This is a genomic window from Roseitalea porphyridii, from assembly GCF_004331955.1.
Lineage (GTDB): Bacteria > Pseudomonadota > Alphaproteobacteria > Rhizobiales > Rhizobiaceae > Roseitalea > Roseitalea porphyridii.
Genome location: NZ_CP036532.1, coordinates 325,567 through 341,381, shown reverse-complemented (window position 1 = coordinate 341,381; position 15,815 = coordinate 325,567). Strand labels below are relative to the sequence as shown.

Below are 15,815 nucleotides of genomic sequence, written 5' to 3'. Positions count from 1 at the left end.
CATGGCCGATCTCGACGCGCTGCTCGCCGCGGCGATCGACGCGATGGGCAAGTCCCGCCCGACCTATTCGCAGTTTCCCGTCGGCGCGGCGATCCTGACCGCGGACGGGCGCATCTTTTCGGGTGGAAACATCGAGGTCGCCTCCTATCCCGAAGGCTGGTGCGCGGAGACGACGGCGCTGTCGCACTACGTCATGGGCCAGGGCGGCACGATCACCGACATCTGCGTGATCGCCGAAAGGCTGCCGCGCTGCACGCCATGCGGCGGCTGCCGCCAACGACTCGCCGAGTTCGCGCCCCCGGACGCCAGGCTGCACCTTTGCGCGGACGGCGCGATCGTGCAGACGCTGACCATGGCCGAAATCTTCCCGCTCGGGTTCGACGGGGACGTGCTGACCGGATGATCACCACCATCGACCATATCATCGAGCGGCTCGAAGGGCTGGCGCCGCAGACCGCGTTCGTGCTCGGATCGGGCCTTGGCGGGCTCGTCGGCGCGATCGAGAACGCGGTCCATCTGCCGTATTCGGAGCTCGCCGGCTTTCCGGCCTCGGGCGTTTCGGGCCATGCGGGCGAACTGGTCGCCGGCACGCTCGCCGGCAAGCCCGTGCTGATGCTGGCCGGACGCTCCCACTATTACGAGAAGGGCGATGCCGCCGTGATGCGGCCGGTCATCGAGATCCTGCACGGGCTCGGCATCAAGAACCTTGTTCTGACCAATTCGGCCGGTTCGCTGCGCGAGGATCTGGCGCCCGGCTCGGTCATGCTGATCACCGATCACATCAACCTGTCGGGCACCAACCCGCTGATCGGCGAGGAAAGCGACCGCCGTTTCGTCGGCATGACGAACGCCTATGACGACGGGTTGTGCGACCGGCTGCGCGCCGCCGCCCGGGCCGAGGACATCGCGCTCGGCGAGGGCGTCTACATGTGGTTCTCCGGGCCGAGCTTCGAGACGCCGGCCGAAATCGGCATGGCGCGCACGCTGGGCGCCGACGCGGTCGGCATGTCGACGGTGCCCGAGGTGATCCTCGGCCGCTTCGTCGGGCTCAACTGCGCGGCCTGTTCGGTGATCACCAATTTCGCCGCCGGCATGACGGGCGGCGAACTGTCGCACGAAGAGACCAAGCAGATGGCGCCGGTCGGCGGCAAGCGGCTGCAGACCATCCTGACGCGCTTCATCGCGGATTCGCACTGATGCTGATCCAGGAGATCATCCGCGCCAAGCGTGACGGCCGCGCGCTGACGCCCGAGCAGGTGACCGAGTTCATCGCCGGCGTCACCGACGGATCGGTGACCGACGCGCAGATCGCCGGGCTCGCCATGGCGATCTTCTTCAACGGCATGGACCGGGACGAGACCGTGGCGCTGACGCTCGCCATGCGCGACAGCGGCGACGTGCTGGACTGGTCGGACATCGACCGGCCCGTCGCCGACAAGCATTCGACCGGCGGGGTCGGCGACAATGTCTCGCTGATGCTGGCGCCGATGGCGGCCGCCTGCGGGCTTGCCGTGCCGATGATCTCGGGCCGGGGTCTGGGACACACCGGCGGCACGCTCGACAAGATGGAATCGATCCCCGGTTACGATGTCGCGCCCGACAATGCGACGTTCCACAAGGTCACGCGCGAGGTCGGCTGCGCGATCATCGGACAGACCGGCGATCTGGCGCCGGCCGACAAGCGCATCTACGGCGTGCGCGACGTGACGGCGACGGTCGAGAACCTGTCGCTGATCACCGCCTCGATCCTGTCCAAGAAGCTCGCCGCCGGGCTCAGCTCGCTGGTGCTCGACGTCAAGTTCGGAAACGGGGCGTTCATCGACGACATGGACGACACGCGGGCGCTGGCGAAAAGCCTGGTCGAGGTCGCCAATGGCGCGGGAACGAAGACCGCCGCGATCCTGACCGACATGAACGAACCGCTCGCCTCGGCCGCCGGCAACGCTGTCGAGGTGGCGAACGCGGTGCGGTTCCTGACGGGCGAGCATCGCGATCCGCGCCTGCAGGAGGTGGTGCTGGCGCTCGTGGTCGAGATGATCGTCCTTTCCGGGCACGAGACCGATCTTGCCCGGGCCGGCGAACGCGCGCTGCAGGCGCTCGATGACGGCACGGCCGCGCAATGCTTTTCGCAGATGGTCGCCGGTCTCGGCGGACCGGCCGACTTCGTCGAGCGCTACGAGGACCATCTTCCGGTCGCGCCGCTGATCGAGGATGTGACCGCGCCCGAGCCCGGGTTTCTTGCCGGCTGGGACACGCGGGCGCTCGGCGTCGCCGTGGTCGAGATGGGCGGCGGCCGCCGGCGGCGCGAGGACGATGTCGACCATGCCGTCGGGCTCGACCGGATCGCCGGAACAGGCACGAAACTGGACCGGGGCGATCCGGTCGCGCGGCTTCATGCGCGCGACGAGGCGTCGATGGCGCGCGCCCGCGAGGCGGTCCTGGCAGCACTCACGATCGGCGATGAGACGCCGGCCGAGCGCCCGGTGATCGCCGAAACGATCACCGGTTAGCGTTTGAGCACCAGCGTTCCGTTCTCGTAGGAAAAGCTGCGCAGCCGGTTCATGAAGCTCATGCCGATGAGCACCGTGGACAGCGCCCGGTCTTCGAGCACCATCGCTTCGACATCGCGCACGCGGATCGAACCGACCCGAACCTCGTCGAGCACCGCGCGGGCGGCCCGGACCGTGCCGTTGGCGGTCTGGGCACGATAGACGAAGTCCGCCTCGGTCAGCCGGATGCCAGCGCGCTTCGCGGTGCTCTGGTTGATCGCGATGGTCGTCGCGCCGGTGTCGATCATGCCCGCCACGCGGTGATTGTTGAGGCGGAACTCGGCGACATGATGCCCGCGTGGATCGGCGCGCAGGCGCTCGGTGCCCGACAGGGAGACGGGTCCGCTGCCGCGCTCGGTCTCGTCGACCACCGGGGCGCCAACGCGCGCCGCCGACTGCACGGCCTGCGGGTTGTCGGAGACGAAATCGGAAAAGGCGACCGCGGCGAACGCGACCATGCCCAGAATGACCATATAGCGCAGCATCGGCTCTCCCTCCGCCGCGCGCAGAGTGCCATGGCCGGCTTGGCAAACGGTTAGGCCGCGACGTCGATTGTCGCGCCGGTTAACCAATTGCTGAGGGAAACGCGCAAATGCCGCCTATTTGGTGCCGTACATGCGGTCGCCTGCATCGCCCAGCCCGGGCACGATATAGCCATGATCGTTCAGATGACTGTCGATCGAAGCGGTGATGATCGGCACGTCCGGATGGGCGCTTGAGAACTTCTCGATGCCTTCGGGCGCGGCCAGAAGACAGACGAAGCGCAGGTTCGCCGCGCCGCGCTCCTTGAGCTTGTCGACGGCCGCGATCGCCGAGTTCGCCGTCGCCAGCATCGGGTCGACGACGATCGTCAGCCGGTTGGAGAGGTCGTCGGGCGATTTGAAATAGTATTCGACCGGCTGCAGCGTTTCGGGGTCGCGGTAAAGGCCGATATGGGCGACACGGGCCGAAGGCACCAGATCGAGCATGCCTTCGAGCAAGCCGTTGCCGGCGCGCAGGACCGAGGCGAAGACCAGCTTCTTGCCGGCCAGGATCGGCGCCTCCATGTCGGTCAGCGGCGTCTCGATGGTCTCCTTCGTCATCGGCAGCTCACGAGTCGCCTCGTAGCACAGAAGGTGCGAGACCTCGCCGAGCAGCCGCCGGAAACCTGCGGTGGAGGTCTCCCGTTTGCGCATCTGCGTCAGCTTGTGCTGGACCAGCGGGTGATCGACGACGGTGACCTGCTTCATGAAAAACGCCTCTGAACCGAAAGCCTTGCAAGGTTAGCGCGGCCCGTGCGCCGGCGGAAGCCCGTGGCCCGGTCGTTCACAGATCAGGCCTTTCCGTCGCCGAGCCTGGCCAGAAGCCGCGTTCTCGTCTCCTCGTCGCAGAACGCGGCCTCGATGGCCGTGCGGGTGACCTTCGTCAGTGCGGCATCGTCGAGGCCGAAATGGTCGCGGGCGATCGCATATTCGTTTGCGAGCGAGGAATGGAAATGCGGAGGATCGTCGGAGTTGAGCGTGACCTTCACGCCGGCCTCGCGCAGCGCCACGAACGGGTGAGACGGATAGTCGGCAAACACCTTCAGCGCGATGTTCGAGGCCGGGCACGTTTCCAGCACGATGGCCTCGTCGGCCAGCCTTTCGACGAGGGCCGGATCCTCGATGGCGCGCACGCCATGGCCGATCCGCTCGGGCGCAAGATGATCGAGCGCGTCACGGACGCTTTGCGCACCGCACAGTTCGCCGGCATGGACGGTGATGCGCAGGCCTGCCTCCCGCGCGATTCCGAAGGCGCGCACGAAGTCGGCCGGGTGATGCATGCGCTCGTCGCCGGCCATGCCGAAGCCGGTGACCAGCGGATGGGGATGGTCGACGATGAAGCGTGCTGCGCGTTCGACCGCCTCGGGGCCGCCATGGCGCAGCCCGGTGGCAATCATGCGGCCCTCGATGCCGGTTTCGGCCTTTGCCCGTTCGATGCCCTCGGCCAGTCCCTCGATATAGGCCTGCGGCGCGAGGCCGGTCATCTCGGCATGATCGGTCGAGATGAAGAACTCCGAATAAAGGCAGCCCTCGGCGGCAAGGCCGGTCAGGTAGTCGTGGGCGAGCAGCGCATAGTCTTCCCGCGTCCGGAACAGCGCGGCGACCGTGTCGTAGACATGCAGGAATTCGGTGAAGTCGGTCCAGCGATAGGCGCCATCGACGATGATCGCCGAAAGATCGATGCCATAGGCGGCCGCCTGCCGCGCGGCGAGCGCGGGGCTGACCGCCCCTTCGATGTGGCAATGCAGTTCCGCCTTGGGCACCATGCCGTTCTCCCCCTGACCCGCGACGAATGGGCGCTTGCGCCGGCCACCCGAACTGGCCGATACGGTGACGCGTTTGCCTGCGGGCCTTTTTGCTCTACACCGGCAAGCGTTTGAAACGCACGCAGCTTTTTTCGAGCGGAGCCGACATGTCCACATCGAGAACCGGCGCAGGCGACGCGATGAAACGCAGCTTCGGCTTCGCCGAGATCGGCGAAGGCGAGAAGCAGGCCCGCGTCGACACCGTCTTCCATTCGGTCGCCCGCCGCTACGATCTGATGAACGACCTGATGTCGGGCGGCATGCACCGGATCTGGAAGGACGCCATGATCGCCGCGCTGGCGCCGCCCAGGCGCGACGGTTGGCGCATGCTGGACGTGGCCGGCGGCACCGGCGACATCGCCTTCCGCGCCGTGGAGGCATCGCGCCGCAATGCCGAGGTTACCGTGCTCGACATCAATGGCTCGATGCTCGATGTCGGTCGCGAACGCGCCGATAAGCGCGGGCTTTCGGACAATCTGACCTTCGTCGAGGCGAATGCCGAGGAACTGCCGTTCGACGACGGTTCGTTCGACGCCTATACGATCGCATTCGGAATCCGCAACGTGCCCGATATCCCCCGCGCGCTGGGCGAGGCGCACCGCGTGCTCAAGCCGGGCGGCCGGTTCCTGTGCCTCGAATTCTCCGAGGTCGACGTGCCGATGCTCGACCGGATCTACGAGGCGTTCTCGTTCAACGCGATCCCGCGGATCGGCCAAGTGGTTGCCGGCGACGCCGAGCCCTATCGCTATCTCGTCGAGTCGATCGCGAAGTTTCCGCGCCAGCGCGATTTCGCCGCGATGATCGAGGCGGCCGGCTTCGTCCGCGTCAACTGGCGCAACTATTCGGGCGGCATCGCCGCGCTGCACTCGGGCTGGAAAATCTGACCTCATGGCAAACCTGTTCGCAGCGTTGCGTCTGGTGCGTGCGGTCTGGGTGCTGTCGCGTGAAGGCGTGATCGCGGCGCTGCCGCGGCAGGGCCTGTCGGGTCCGGCGCTGACCGGGCACACGATCGCGACCCGCCTTGCCCGCAAGCGCACCGAAGGGCTCGGCAGCGCCCAGCGCATGACAAGGGCGATCGCGCGGCTCGGACCCTCCTATGCCAAGCTGGGCCAGTTCCTTGCGACGCGGCCGGACATTATCGGCCTGCAGATGGCCGTCGATCTGGCCAATCTTCAGGACAATATGGAGAGCTTTCCGAGCGCCGATGCCTACCGTCGCATCGAGGAGTCGCTCGGCCTGCCTGTCGATGACCTCTATGCCCGCATCGAAGATCCGATCGCCGCCGCCTCGATTGCCCAGGTGCATCCGGCGGTGACGCGCGGCGCCAACGGCGGTGAGCGCAAGGTGGCGGTCAAGGTGATCCGGCCGGGCGTGCGGGCCCGCTTCGACCGCGATCTGGAAGCGTTCTTCCTGTTTGCGCGCCTGCAGGAGCGCTACATCCCGTCGTCGCGCCGGCTACGGCCGGTCGCCATCGCCGAAACGCTCGCGCAATCGACCCGCATCGAGATGGATCTGCGGCTCGAGGGCGCGGCGCTGTCCGAGCTTGCCGAGAACACCAGGGACGATCCGGGCTTCCGCGTGCCGAAGGTGGACTGGCAGCGCACCGGCCGCGACGTGCTCACCATGGAGTGGATCGACGGCATCAAGATGAGCGATGTCAATGCGCTGCGTGCGGCCGGCCATGATCTGCCCAAGCTTGCCGTCAACGTCATCCAGTCCTTCCTGCGCCATGCGATGCGCGACGGCTTCTTTCATGCCGACATGCATCCGGGCAATCTGTTCGTCGTGCCGAACGGCGACATCGTCGCCGTCGATCTGGGCATTGCCGGGCGGATCGGCATCAAGGAGCGGCGCTTTCTGGCCGAGATCCTCTACGGCTTCATCCGGCGCGACTACCGGCGCGTCGCCGAGGTGCATTTCGAGGCCGGTTACGTGCCGGCCTCGCACGATGTGGAGGCGTTCGCCCAGGCGCTGCGCGCGGTGGGCGAACCGATCCGCGACCAGTCGGCCGACACGATCTCGATGGGCAATCTGCTGACGCTTCTGTTCGACGTCACCGACATCTTCGACATGCAGACCCGTCCCGAACTGCTGCTGCTGCAGAAGACGATGGTCGTCGCCGAGGGCAATGCGCGCATGCTCGATCCGCAGTTCGACATGTGGGCGGCGGCCGAGCCGATCGTCGGCGAATGGGTGCGGCACAATCTGGGCCCCGCCGCGCTTGTCAACGACACGCGCGAGGGCCTGCACGCCGCCTACCGGCTGGCGCGGCAACTGCCCGATCTGGCAAAGCGGACCGAGCAGCTGACCCACGAGATCGGCGAGATGGCCGAAATCGGCATGAAGCTGGCACCCGAGACCGTCGAGGCGATCGGCAAGGCCGAAGCCCGCGAGAGCCGTTGGGGCCGCGTGGCGCTCTGGATCATCGCCCTGGCGGCGATCTGGGTGGCGATCGCGGTGAGCTGATCGGCGTCCGCCCCTTTGACTGCATTGCTTGCAATGCATACATTGCAGTCATTGACGGAGCTTGAGATGGCCACGCTGACGATCAGGAATCTCGATGAAGAGGTCAAGCGCGACATCCGCCGCGCGGCCGCCGAACGCGGGGTCTCCATGGAGCAGGAGGCGCGGGACCGTCTGGCGAGGCCAGCCCGCCACGAGAACGCCGAGCCCGGCAAGGTCAGTGCCGAGGAAATCCTGCGCCGTTACGCGCGCAGACCCGACGGGCCTTTCGATCTCAAAGGGATGACCGACCGAATGTGGGACGAAGGTCTGCTGTGAGGGGGTTTGTCGTCGATACATCGGCCCTCATCTGCATCCTGTTCGACGAGCCCGGCGCGCTCGCGTTCGCCCAAGCAATCGCCGACGAGGACCGTTGCGCCATCTCGACCGCATCGGTGCTGGAGGGCCACAGCGTGATGATCAGGCGCCGCATACCAGACGGGGCCGAACGATTGGCGGGTCTTGTTGCCGATCTTCGTCTCGAGGTGGCGGCGTTCGACGCCCGGCAACTGGAGACGGCGATCGCGGCCTATCGCCAGTATGGGCGCGGGACCGGCCATGATGCTGATCTCAACCTCGGCGACTGCTTTTCCTACGCGCTCGCCAGGACGCGAAACCTGCCGCTCCTGTTCAAGGGCGACGATTTCGTCCATACCGACATCGCATCGGCCCTTCCGGCCGGCTGAGGCGCGGCGTTGCACAAGACCCTTTCCGGCAAGACCATCCTCCTGATCATCGGCGGCGGGATCGCGGCCTACAAGTGTCTCGACCTGATCCGCCGGCTGCGCGAGCGCGGCGCGCAGGTGCGCTGCGTCATGACCTCGGCCGCCGAGCAGTTCGTCACGCCGCTCGCGGTCGGTGCGCTCACCGCCGATACCGTGTTCACCGATCTGTTCGACCGCCAGGACGAGCACGATGTCGGCCATATCAGGCTGGCGCGCGAGGCCGACCTGATCGTGGTCGCGCCGGCCACCGCCGATCTGATGGCGAAGATGGCGCACGGGCTCGCCAGCGATCTGGCGTCGACCGTCCTGATGGCCGCGTCCAGCCCGGTGCTCGTCGCGCCGGCGATGAACCCGGCCATGTGGACCCATCCGGCGACGCGCAGAAACCGCGACACGCTTTCCGGCGACGGGATCGCATTCGTCGGCCCCAATGCGGGCGAGATGGCCGAGAGCGGCGAGGCGGGCGAAGGCCGCATGGCCGAGCCGCTGGAGATCGTCGCAGCCGTCGTACGGCTGCTGGACGATCGGCCCAAACCGCTCGCCGGAAGGACCGTGATCGTCACCTCCGGTCCGACGCACGAGCCGATCGACCCGGTGCGCTACATCGCCAACCGCTCCTCGGGCAAGCAGGGCCATGCCATCGCCGCCGCGCTCGCCGATCTCGGCGCGACGGTCCGGCTGGTCTCCGGTCCGGTCCAGGTTGCCGATCCGCCCGGCGTCGACGTGATCGCGGTCGAAAGCGCCCGCGAGATGCACGACGCGGTCCATCAATTGCTGCCGGCCGATGCGGCGATCTTCGCGGCCGCCGTCGCCGACTACCGGCCGGCCAGCGAAGCGGACGAGAAGATCAAGAAGCAGGCGGGCGGGATCGATGCGATCGCGCTCGCCGAGAACCCCGACATCCTCGCCTCGGTGGGCAATCACGCCACGCAAAGGCCACGCCTGGTCATCGGCTTTGCCGCCGAAACGCAGGAACTGGCCGAAAACGCGCGGGCCAAGCTGGCGCGCAAGGGCGCCGATTTCATCATCGCCAACGACGTCTCGCACGACAGCGGAATCGGCGGTGCAGGCGGGGTGATGGGCGGCGACCGCAATCGGGTCACGCTCGTCTCGAAGGATGATGCCGATCGGTGGCCGGAAATGGACAAGGCCGAGGTGGCCGTGCGCATCGCCGATCTGGTCGCCCGGCATCTGCAAACGCTGACGACCTGACACGCGTTTCGAACGATGCGTTCACACGGTCAGCACTCGCCCTGCCGTGTCGATGGACCTATCTTCTCGCCAACAAAGGAGTTGACCACGATGTCCATCCGTCCCGTCAAGCACGTCTCCGGCACGACCCCCACCATGGAAGGCGCCGGCGTCCATCTTCACCGTGTGTTCGGCTTCGGCGACCCGTCGATGACCGACCCGTTCCTGATGATGGACGATTTCCGCAACGACACGCCCGACAGATATGCCGCAGGCTTTCCCTGGCACCCGCACCGGGGGATCGAGACGATCACCTATGTCTTGGCCGGTTCGGTCGACCATGCCGACAGCCTCGGCAATGCCGGCTCGCTCGGCGCGGGCTCGGTGCAATGGATGACCGCAGGCTCGGGCATTCTGCATCAGGAAATGCCGAAGGGCGACGCGTTCGGCCGCATGCACGGCTTCCAGCTCTGGGCCAACCTGCCCTCGAGCGAGAAGATGACGACGCCGCGCTATCAGGACATTTCGGGCGCCGACATTCCCGAGGTCATCGATGATGACGGCACGCGCGTGCGGGTGATCACCGGCGAGTTCTGGGGTAAGCGCGGCCCCGTCGACGGCATCGCCGCCGATCCGCAATATCTCGACGTCTATGTGCCGCCGCTGAAGAGGAAGGTGCTGCCGATCGACACGTACCGGTCGGCGTTCGCCTATATCTTCGAGGGCTCGGGCACGTTCCGCGATGCGTCCAAACCGTTCGGCGTGCTGGTCGAAAAGGAAGTGAACGGCGAGGAGATTCACCTGCGCGACATGACCGGCGACAGAACGCTCGTGGTTTTCGACACGGGCGACGAGGTTGTCGTGCAGTCCGGCGAACAGGGCATCCGCTTCCTGCTCGTGACGGGCAAGCCGATCAAGGAGCCGGTCGCCTGGCACGGCCCGATCGTGATGAACACGCAGGAGGAACTGGCCCAGGCGTTCAACGACCTGCGCTCGGGCAACTTCATCCGAGAACAGGCGCGGATGTGAGTGGCGGTGGCATGCCCTCGTCCTTCGACAAGCTCAGGATGAGGGTTTGCAGGCGTTGGCTCAGGATGAGGGTTTGGAAGCGTTGGCTCAGGTTGAGGGTTGGCGGCGCCGGGATCAGGATGAGGGTACCGGGGCCCTTGCCCCCTACGGGGTTTTGCCAGACCTGATCGGTCCGCGCGGGCAGACTGGCGCTTGCCGGCGAACTCGCGTCCACCTCGCCTCATCCTGAGCCTGTCGAAGGACGAGGCGATGGCAATGAACACGAAACGGCCGGCGGAGCGCTCCGCCGGCCGTTTCGTACGTAGCGTCCTTTCGGCGCGTCAGGCCGCCTTGGGAGCCTTGGTCTTGCGCAGATAGGGCAGGACCGTCTCGAACTCGCCGAACTTCTCCTTGGCGTCCGCGTCGCTGACGGCGGTCGGAATGATGACGTCCTCGCCGACCGTCCAGTCCGCCGGCGTCGCCACATTGTGCTTGGCCGCCGTCTGCAGCCCGTCGAGCGCGCGCAGCACCTCGGCGAAGTTGCGGCCGACATTCATCGGATAGGTCATCGAGAGCTTGAGCTTCTTGTCGGGGCCGATGATGAAGACCGAGCGCACCGTGGCGCTGTCGGCGGGCGTGCGACCGTCCGGAAGATAGGCTTCGGCGGGAAGCATGTCGAAGGCCTTGGAGACCTCGAGCCCGTCATCGGCGATGATCGGAAAGCCCGCCTTGGTGCCGGCGACCTGCTCGATGTCGCCCTTCCACTTGACGTGGTCATCGACGCCGTCGACCGACACGCCGATCACCTTGGTGCCGCGCTTTTCCCACTCGTCGGAAAGCTTGGCCACGGCGCCGAATTCGGTCGTGCAGACGGGCGTGAAGTCCTTCGGGTGCGAGAACAGGATGGCCCAGTCATCGCCGATCCACTCGTGCAGCGAGAAGCTGCCCTGGTCGGTGGTGACGGTCAGGTCGGGGATGGTGTCATTGATGCGCAGTCCCATGGTCCGGTCCTTTCTGCGTTTGTGGAAATCGGATGCCCCTTCAATAGGCATTCCGGGGAGCCGGAAAAAGGGGCGCGCTGTGGCGCCACGGGCAAATCCGGCCGGCCTCGACGAAAGGCTAAGGCCGACCGACGCGCGTTGCGAGCCAAGCCGATGCGCGCCAGGTCCCGATGGCGGAATACGGTTCCGGCCAAGGGCCGTTCAAGGGAACGCGCTCCAACTTCTCTCTCGACGACGAGCGGTGATCGACAAACGGCTTGCTTAATTCGATGCCTTACTATATTGGTTCGATATCGAACTATTGGAGCCTGACATGTCATCCCTGAACCGCAGAAAATTCCTGATGCTCGCCGGTGGCGGCATTGTCGTCGCCGCGGGCGCATCGGCGACCGCGTTCGCGCTCACCCGCACGCCCACCGACGCGCTCGAACCCTGGGATCGCGCCGGGGCGCCGGACTATGAAGACCCGCGCATGCGGGCCCTGTCCTTCGCGATCCTGGCGCCCAATCCGCACAATCGCCAGCCCTGGACCGTCGAACTCGTCGGTGACGACCGTGTTTCGATCGGCTTCGACCCGGAAAGGCAGTTGCCGCATACGGATCCGTTCGACCGGCAGCTGACGATCGGCATGGGCTGCTTCATCGAACTGATGGTGATGGCCGCCGCGCAGGACGGATACAGGGTCGACCTCGACCTGTTTCCGGAAGGTTCCTCGCCGGAAGGCCTGACCGGCGCCCCGGTCGCCTTTGCGCGCTTCGTGTCCGATGCGAGCGTGAACGCCGATCCGCTGTTCGCCCATGTCATTGCGCGCCGTTCAGCCAAGGAGGCGCATGACATGGCACGCCCGGTGCCGGCCGAAGCCCTCGACACCATGCTGACCGCCCGCAGTCACGTGACCAACGCGGGCGGCACGGTGGACGCGGCCGATCTGCCATACTGGCGCGAGATGAGCCGCAAGGCGCTCGCCATCGAGTTCGAAACGCCGCGCACCTACAAGGAATCGGTCGACCTGTTCCGCATCGGAAAGCGTGAGATCAACGAGAACCCCGACGGGATCGAATTGCCGGGGGCGCCGCTGGAAGTGATGAAGGCGCTGGGCCTGTTCACGCGCGAGGCGGCGCTCGACCCCGGCTCCATCGCCTACCAGCAGGGCATGGCCACGGTCATGGCGCCGCTGGAAACCTCGATGGGTTTCGTCTGGACGGTGACCGGGACCAACGACCGCGTGGCCCAGATCGGAGCCGGGCGGGACTGGGTGCGCATGAACCTCGCCGCGACGGCCGCGGGCATCGCGTTCCACCCGCTCAGCCAGTGCCTGCAGGAATATGAGGAGATGGACGAACTCTATCAGCAGGTGCACCGGCGGCTGGCGCCTGACGGCGGCACGGTTCAAATGCTGGCGCGGATCGGCTATGGACCGGCAGTCGGCCCGACACCGCGCTGGCCGCTGGAATCACGGATCGTCGAAAGGACCGCAAGCTGACCGAAACCGCGTCCGAAGAGCCGAGCCCGTTCGCGTTCTTCAACGAAATCGGCATCATCAACCAACTCGGTACGGCGCGTTTCCAGCGAGTCCTGCCGGAGGGCATGCACCCGTCGCATTTCGCCGTGCTCAACCACATGGTCCGGCTCGGCGACGGTCGCACGCCGGCCGAACTGGCCTCGGCCTTCCAGGTCACGCGCGCCACGATGAGCCATACGCTGGCGCTGCTCGACCGGCGCGGCTTCATCCGGCTTGCGGCGAACGAACGCGACGCGCGCTCCAAGCGGGTGTTCCTGACCGAGGACGGCCGCCGATTCCGCAACGACGCGATCGGCGCGGTGGAAGCCATGGTCCGGCAGGTCTTCGACCCGCAGACGCTCGATCACCTCGCCGCCGCCCTGCCGCACCTGCAGGCCATTCGCAAGCGGCTCGACGAGAACCGATGAGCTGTGTCAGGCCGCCTTCCTGGCCGTGACCTGATAGTCCTTGACCGCCTCGAAGGTGATCGCGGGCGCGCGTTCGGCCTCATAGTTCAGCGAAAAGCCGTTCTCGGCCAGGAACACCGGATCGCCATCGAGGTCGCGGGCAATGGCGCTGCGATGCTTTGCAAGGAAGCCTTCGAGCGCGGCGCGATCGTCGGACGAGATCCACCGGCAGACCGAAAAACGCGCCGTCTCGAAGTCGACCGGCAGCGCGTACTCGGCCTCGAGCCGCGCCTTGAGCACGTCGAGCTGCAGCGCGCCGACCACGCCGACGATCGAGGGCGAGCCGTCTTCGGGAATGAAGAGCTGGACGACGCCCTCCTCGGCCATCTGGCCGAGCGCCTCGGACAGTTTCTTGCCCTTCATCGCGTCCATCAGGCGCACCCGGCGCAGGATCTCCGGGGCGAAGTTCGGCACGCCGCGGAAGACCAGCGCCTCGCCGTCGGTCAACGTGTCGCCGATGCGCAGCGTGCCGTGGTTCGGAATGCCGACCACATCGCCCGCATAGGCGCTGTCGGCGGTCTGGCGCTGGTGGGCGAAGAAGAACTGCGGCGCCGACAGGGTCACCGCCTTGCCCGTGCGCACCAGCTTTGCCTTCATGCCGCGCGAAAGCGTGCCCGAGCAGACGCGGGCGAAGGCGATCCGGTCGCGGTGGTTGGGGTCCATGTTGGCCTGGATCTTGAAGACGAACGCGGTCATGCCCGGCTCGGAGGCTTCGACGCGGCGCGTGTCGGCCTCCTGCGCGCGGGGGCGGGGCGCATGGGCGGCAAGCGCGTCGATGAGGTCGCGGACGCCATAATTGCGCAGCGCCGACCCGAAGAAGACCGGCGTCAGATGGCCTTCCAGATAGGCCTCCCGGTCAAACGGGCGGCAGGCCTCGCGGGCGAGGTTCACCTCCTCGATGAACGCTTCGCGCTCGTTTTCGGGCAACAGGCCGGCGGCGCTTTCAGCCTCGGGGCCATTGACCGGGGTTCGCTCGACCTCGGTATCGGCGCGGCGCACCGCGTTCTGCGCCAGATGGTGGGTTCCGGCGAACGTCCTGGCGCGGCCGATCGGCCAGGTGACCGGCGCCGTGTCGAGCGCCAGTTTCTCCTCCACCTCGTCCAGGATCTCGAACGGATCGCGGCTCTCGCGGTCCATCTTGTTGACGAAGGTGATGATCGGGATGTCGCGCAGTCGGCACACCTCGAACAGCTTCAGCGTGCGCGGCTCGATGCCGCGCGCGGCGTCGATCACCATGATCGCGCTGTCGACCGCGGTCAGCGTGCGGTAGGTGTCGTCGGCGAAGTCCTCATGGCCGGGCGTATCCAGCAAATTGTAGATATTGCCGCCATATTCGAACGTCATCACCGAGGTGACGACCGAGATGCCGCGCTCGCGCTCGATCTTCATCCAGTCCGAGCGCGACTGGGTGCGGTTCTTCTTGGCCTTTACCTCGCCGGCAAGCTGGATGGCGCCGCCGAACAGCAGCAGCTTTTCGGTCAGTGTCGTCTTGCCCGCGTCCGGGTGGGAGATGATCGCGAAGGTGCGCCGCCGGGCGACCTCGGTTTCGAGCGTGTTTGCCATGCCGGAGGTTCCGTGAATGGCGCGGTGTGTGGCAGGCTGCCAATGGACTGTCAATCGTGGCACGATGGCCGCCTTCTGAAAGCGGGGAGGCAGGTCATGGCCGACAAGGTCGAAGTGCGCAACGTCAACGTACCCGGTCGGACCGAACGGGTCGATCGCGCGAAGTACGAGGCCATGCGCGCCGCGATGCTGACGATCCTGCCGGACGGGCCGCCGGGCCTGACCGGCAAGGAAGTCAGGGAAGCGGCCAAACCGCATCTGCCCGAGGCGCTGTTTCCGGGCGGGAAGACGGCGGGATGGTGGGCCAAGACCGTGCAGCTCGATCTGGAGGCCCGCGGCCTGATGGCGCGCAGCGCCTCTTCGCCCTTGCGCTTCTGGCGCACCGGGACCGGCGCCGACTGAGCGACAAGGCGGCATGGGGGTGGCCACACCGTAGCGGTGGATTGCGGGCACGAACCGTCCAACGGCGTTGATTTCGGCCCGCCGCCAGCCCATCACCCGGCCATGGACACGCCGTCGATCTCATTGTTGCGCCTTGCCCACGCCGAGGGGCTCGATCTTCCCGCCTACGCGACGGAAGGCGCCGCCGGCATGGATGTGCGCGCGGCCATCGACGCGGAGACGCCGCTGATGATCGCGCCGGGCGCCCGCGTGCTGGTGCCGACCGGTTTCGTGATGGCGATACCGGACGGCTTCGAGGCGCAGGTTCGGCCGCGCTCCGGGCTTGCGGCAAAGCACGGGGTGACCTGCCTGAACACGCCCGGCACGATCGACAGCGATTATCGCGGCGAGGTGAAGGTGCTGCTCGTCAATTTCGGCACCGAAGCGTTCGCGGTCACGCGCGGCATGCGCATCGCGCAGATCGTCATCGCGCCAGTCGTGCGCGCAACGATCGTGGAAGTCTCCGAAGCGCCGGAGGCAACAAGGCGCGGCGCCGGCGGGTTCGGCTCGACGGGAACCGGCTGAGCTGGGTCTGGCCGGC

The 15,815-nt window shown here is 66.9% G+C and carries 18 protein-coding genes; 13 read left to right on the top strand and 5 right to left on the bottom strand.

Annotated elements, in window-relative coordinates; all coding sequences use genetic code 11:
• Position 1: 1 nt before the first annotated feature.
• The 3 genes from cdd to deoA are packed head-to-tail and all read left to right on the top strand — an operon-like array spanning position 2 to position 2,510.
• On the top strand, positions 2–403 hold the full coding sequence (gene cdd / locus E0E05_RS01675; protein ID WP_131615117.1) for a cytidine deaminase: 402 nt from the start codon (positions 2–4) through the stop codon (positions 401–403).
• Entirely contained in the window at positions 400–1,197 is a 798-nt protein-coding gene (locus tag E0E05_RS01670) for a purine-nucleoside phosphorylase (RefSeq protein ID WP_131615116.1), read from the top strand. Before cdd ends, E0E05_RS01670 begins: the two co-directional genes overlap by 4 nt.
• Positions 1,197–2,510 (top strand): thymidine phosphorylase, encoded by a 1,314-nt coding sequence (gene deoA, locus E0E05_RS01665; RefSeq protein WP_131615115.1) that lies wholly within the window; start codon positions 1,197–1,199, stop codon positions 2,508–2,510. The genes E0E05_RS01670 and deoA overlap by 1 nt, the downstream gene beginning before the upstream one ends.
• Here deoA and E0E05_RS01660 read toward each other — a convergent pair.
• The 3 genes from E0E05_RS01660 to E0E05_RS01650 all read right to left on the bottom strand — a co-directional run bounded on the left by E0E05_RS01660 (position 2,507) and on the right by E0E05_RS01650 (position 4,836).
• Positions 2,507–3,034, bottom strand: coding sequence for a retropepsin-like aspartic protease family protein (locus E0E05_RS01660; protein WP_131615114.1), 528 nt, complete (start codon positions 3,032–3,034; stop codon positions 2,507–2,509). The two genes, deoA and E0E05_RS01660, sit on opposite strands and share 4 nt — an antisense overlap.
• Before the next feature lie 114 nt (positions 3,035–3,148).
• The gene (upp, locus tag E0E05_RS01655; RefSeq protein ID WP_039722501.1) at positions 3,149–3,778 is read right to left on the bottom strand and encodes a uracil phosphoribosyltransferase; all 630 of its coding nucleotides are present in this window, start codon (positions 3,776–3,778) and stop codon (positions 3,149–3,151) included.
• A gap of 83 nt (positions 3,779–3,861) precedes the next feature.
• Positions 3,862–4,836 (bottom strand): adenosine deaminase, encoded by a 975-nt coding sequence (locus E0E05_RS01650; protein ID WP_131615113.1) that lies wholly within the window; start codon positions 4,834–4,836, stop codon positions 3,862–3,864.
• Positions 4,837–4,982: 146 nt separating this feature from the next.
• On the opposite strand from E0E05_RS01650, the gene ubiE reads away from it, so the two are divergent.
• The 6 genes from ubiE (at position 4,983) to E0E05_RS01620 (ending at position 10,322) form a co-directional block, all read left to right on the top strand.
• Positions 4,983–5,759, top strand: coding sequence for a bifunctional demethylmenaquinone methyltransferase/2-methoxy-6-polyprenyl-1,4-benzoquinol methylase UbiE (ubiE, locus tag E0E05_RS01645; RefSeq protein ID WP_131615112.1), 777 nt, complete (start codon positions 4,983–4,985; stop codon positions 5,757–5,759).
• Positions 5,760–5,763: 4 nt separating this feature from the next.
• Complete coding sequence (ubiB, locus tag E0E05_RS01640; protein WP_131615111.1) at positions 5,764–7,341, top strand: 2-polyprenylphenol 6-hydroxylase; 1,578 nt, start codon at positions 5,764–5,766, stop codon at positions 7,339–7,341.
• 66 nt (positions 7,342–7,407) lie between these two features.
• On the top strand, positions 7,408–7,656 hold the full coding sequence (locus tag E0E05_RS01635; protein WP_131615110.1) for a FitA-like ribbon-helix-helix domain-containing protein: 249 nt from the start codon (positions 7,408–7,410) through the stop codon (positions 7,654–7,656).
• The gene (locus E0E05_RS01630; RefSeq protein WP_131615109.1) at positions 7,653–8,063 is read left to right on the top strand and encodes a type II toxin-antitoxin system VapC family toxin; all 411 of its coding nucleotides are present in this window, start codon (positions 7,653–7,655) and stop codon (positions 8,061–8,063) included. Before E0E05_RS01635 ends, E0E05_RS01630 begins: the two co-directional genes overlap by 4 nt.
• 9 nt (positions 8,064–8,072) lie before the next feature.
• Complete coding sequence (gene coaBC / locus E0E05_RS01625) at positions 8,073–9,314, top strand: bifunctional phosphopantothenoylcysteine decarboxylase/phosphopantothenate--cysteine ligase CoaBC (protein ID WP_131615108.1); 1,242 nt, start codon at positions 8,073–8,075, stop codon at positions 9,312–9,314.
• A gap of 90 nt (positions 9,315–9,404) precedes the next feature.
• The gene (locus tag E0E05_RS01620; protein WP_131615107.1) at positions 9,405–10,322 is read left to right on the top strand and encodes a pirin family protein; all 918 of its coding nucleotides are present in this window, start codon (positions 9,405–9,407) and stop codon (positions 10,320–10,322) included.
• 320 nt (positions 10,323–10,642) lie between these two features.
• Here E0E05_RS01620 and E0E05_RS01615 read toward each other — a convergent pair whose 3' ends face one another.
• On the bottom strand, positions 10,643–11,302 hold the full coding sequence (locus tag E0E05_RS01615; protein ID WP_131615106.1) for a peroxiredoxin: 660 nt from the start codon (positions 11,300–11,302) through the stop codon (positions 10,643–10,645).
• Between the two features lie 313 nt (positions 11,303–11,615).
• Between E0E05_RS01615 and E0E05_RS01610 the strand changes: the two genes are divergently transcribed.
• On the top strand, positions 11,616–12,785 hold the full coding sequence (locus E0E05_RS01610; RefSeq protein ID WP_210215742.1) for an Acg family FMN-binding oxidoreductase: 1,170 nt from the start codon (positions 11,616–11,618) through the stop codon (positions 12,783–12,785).
• A 104-nt stretch (positions 12,786–12,889) separates the two neighbouring features.
• Positions 12,890–13,231 carry a MarR family winged helix-turn-helix transcriptional regulator gene (locus E0E05_RS01605; protein ID WP_131615105.1) on the top strand — a complete coding sequence of 114 codons (342 nt, stop codon included), beginning with the start codon at positions 12,890–12,892 and terminating at the stop codon, positions 13,229–13,231.
• Between the two features lie 6 nt (positions 13,232–13,237).
• Here the strand turns inward: E0E05_RS01605 and E0E05_RS01600 are convergent, their stop codons facing one another.
• Complete coding sequence (locus E0E05_RS01600) at positions 13,238–14,833, bottom strand: peptide chain release factor 3 (RefSeq protein ID WP_131615104.1); 1,596 nt, start codon at positions 14,831–14,833, stop codon at positions 13,238–13,240.
• A gap of 96 nt (positions 14,834–14,929) precedes the next feature.
• Here E0E05_RS01600 and E0E05_RS01595 point away from each other — a divergent pair, with 96 nt between their 5' ends.
• Together E0E05_RS01595 and dut are read left to right on the top strand one after the other, a co-directional pair.
• Positions 14,930–15,235, top strand: coding sequence for a DUF6958 family protein (locus E0E05_RS01595; RefSeq protein ID WP_131615103.1), 306 nt, complete (start codon positions 14,930–14,932; stop codon positions 15,233–15,235).
• 102 nt (positions 15,236–15,337) lie between these two features.
• Positions 15,338–15,799, top strand: coding sequence for a dUTP diphosphatase (dut, locus tag E0E05_RS01590; protein ID WP_131615102.1), 462 nt, complete (start codon positions 15,338–15,340; stop codon positions 15,797–15,799).
• Positions 15,800–15,815 lie beyond the last annotated feature (16 nt).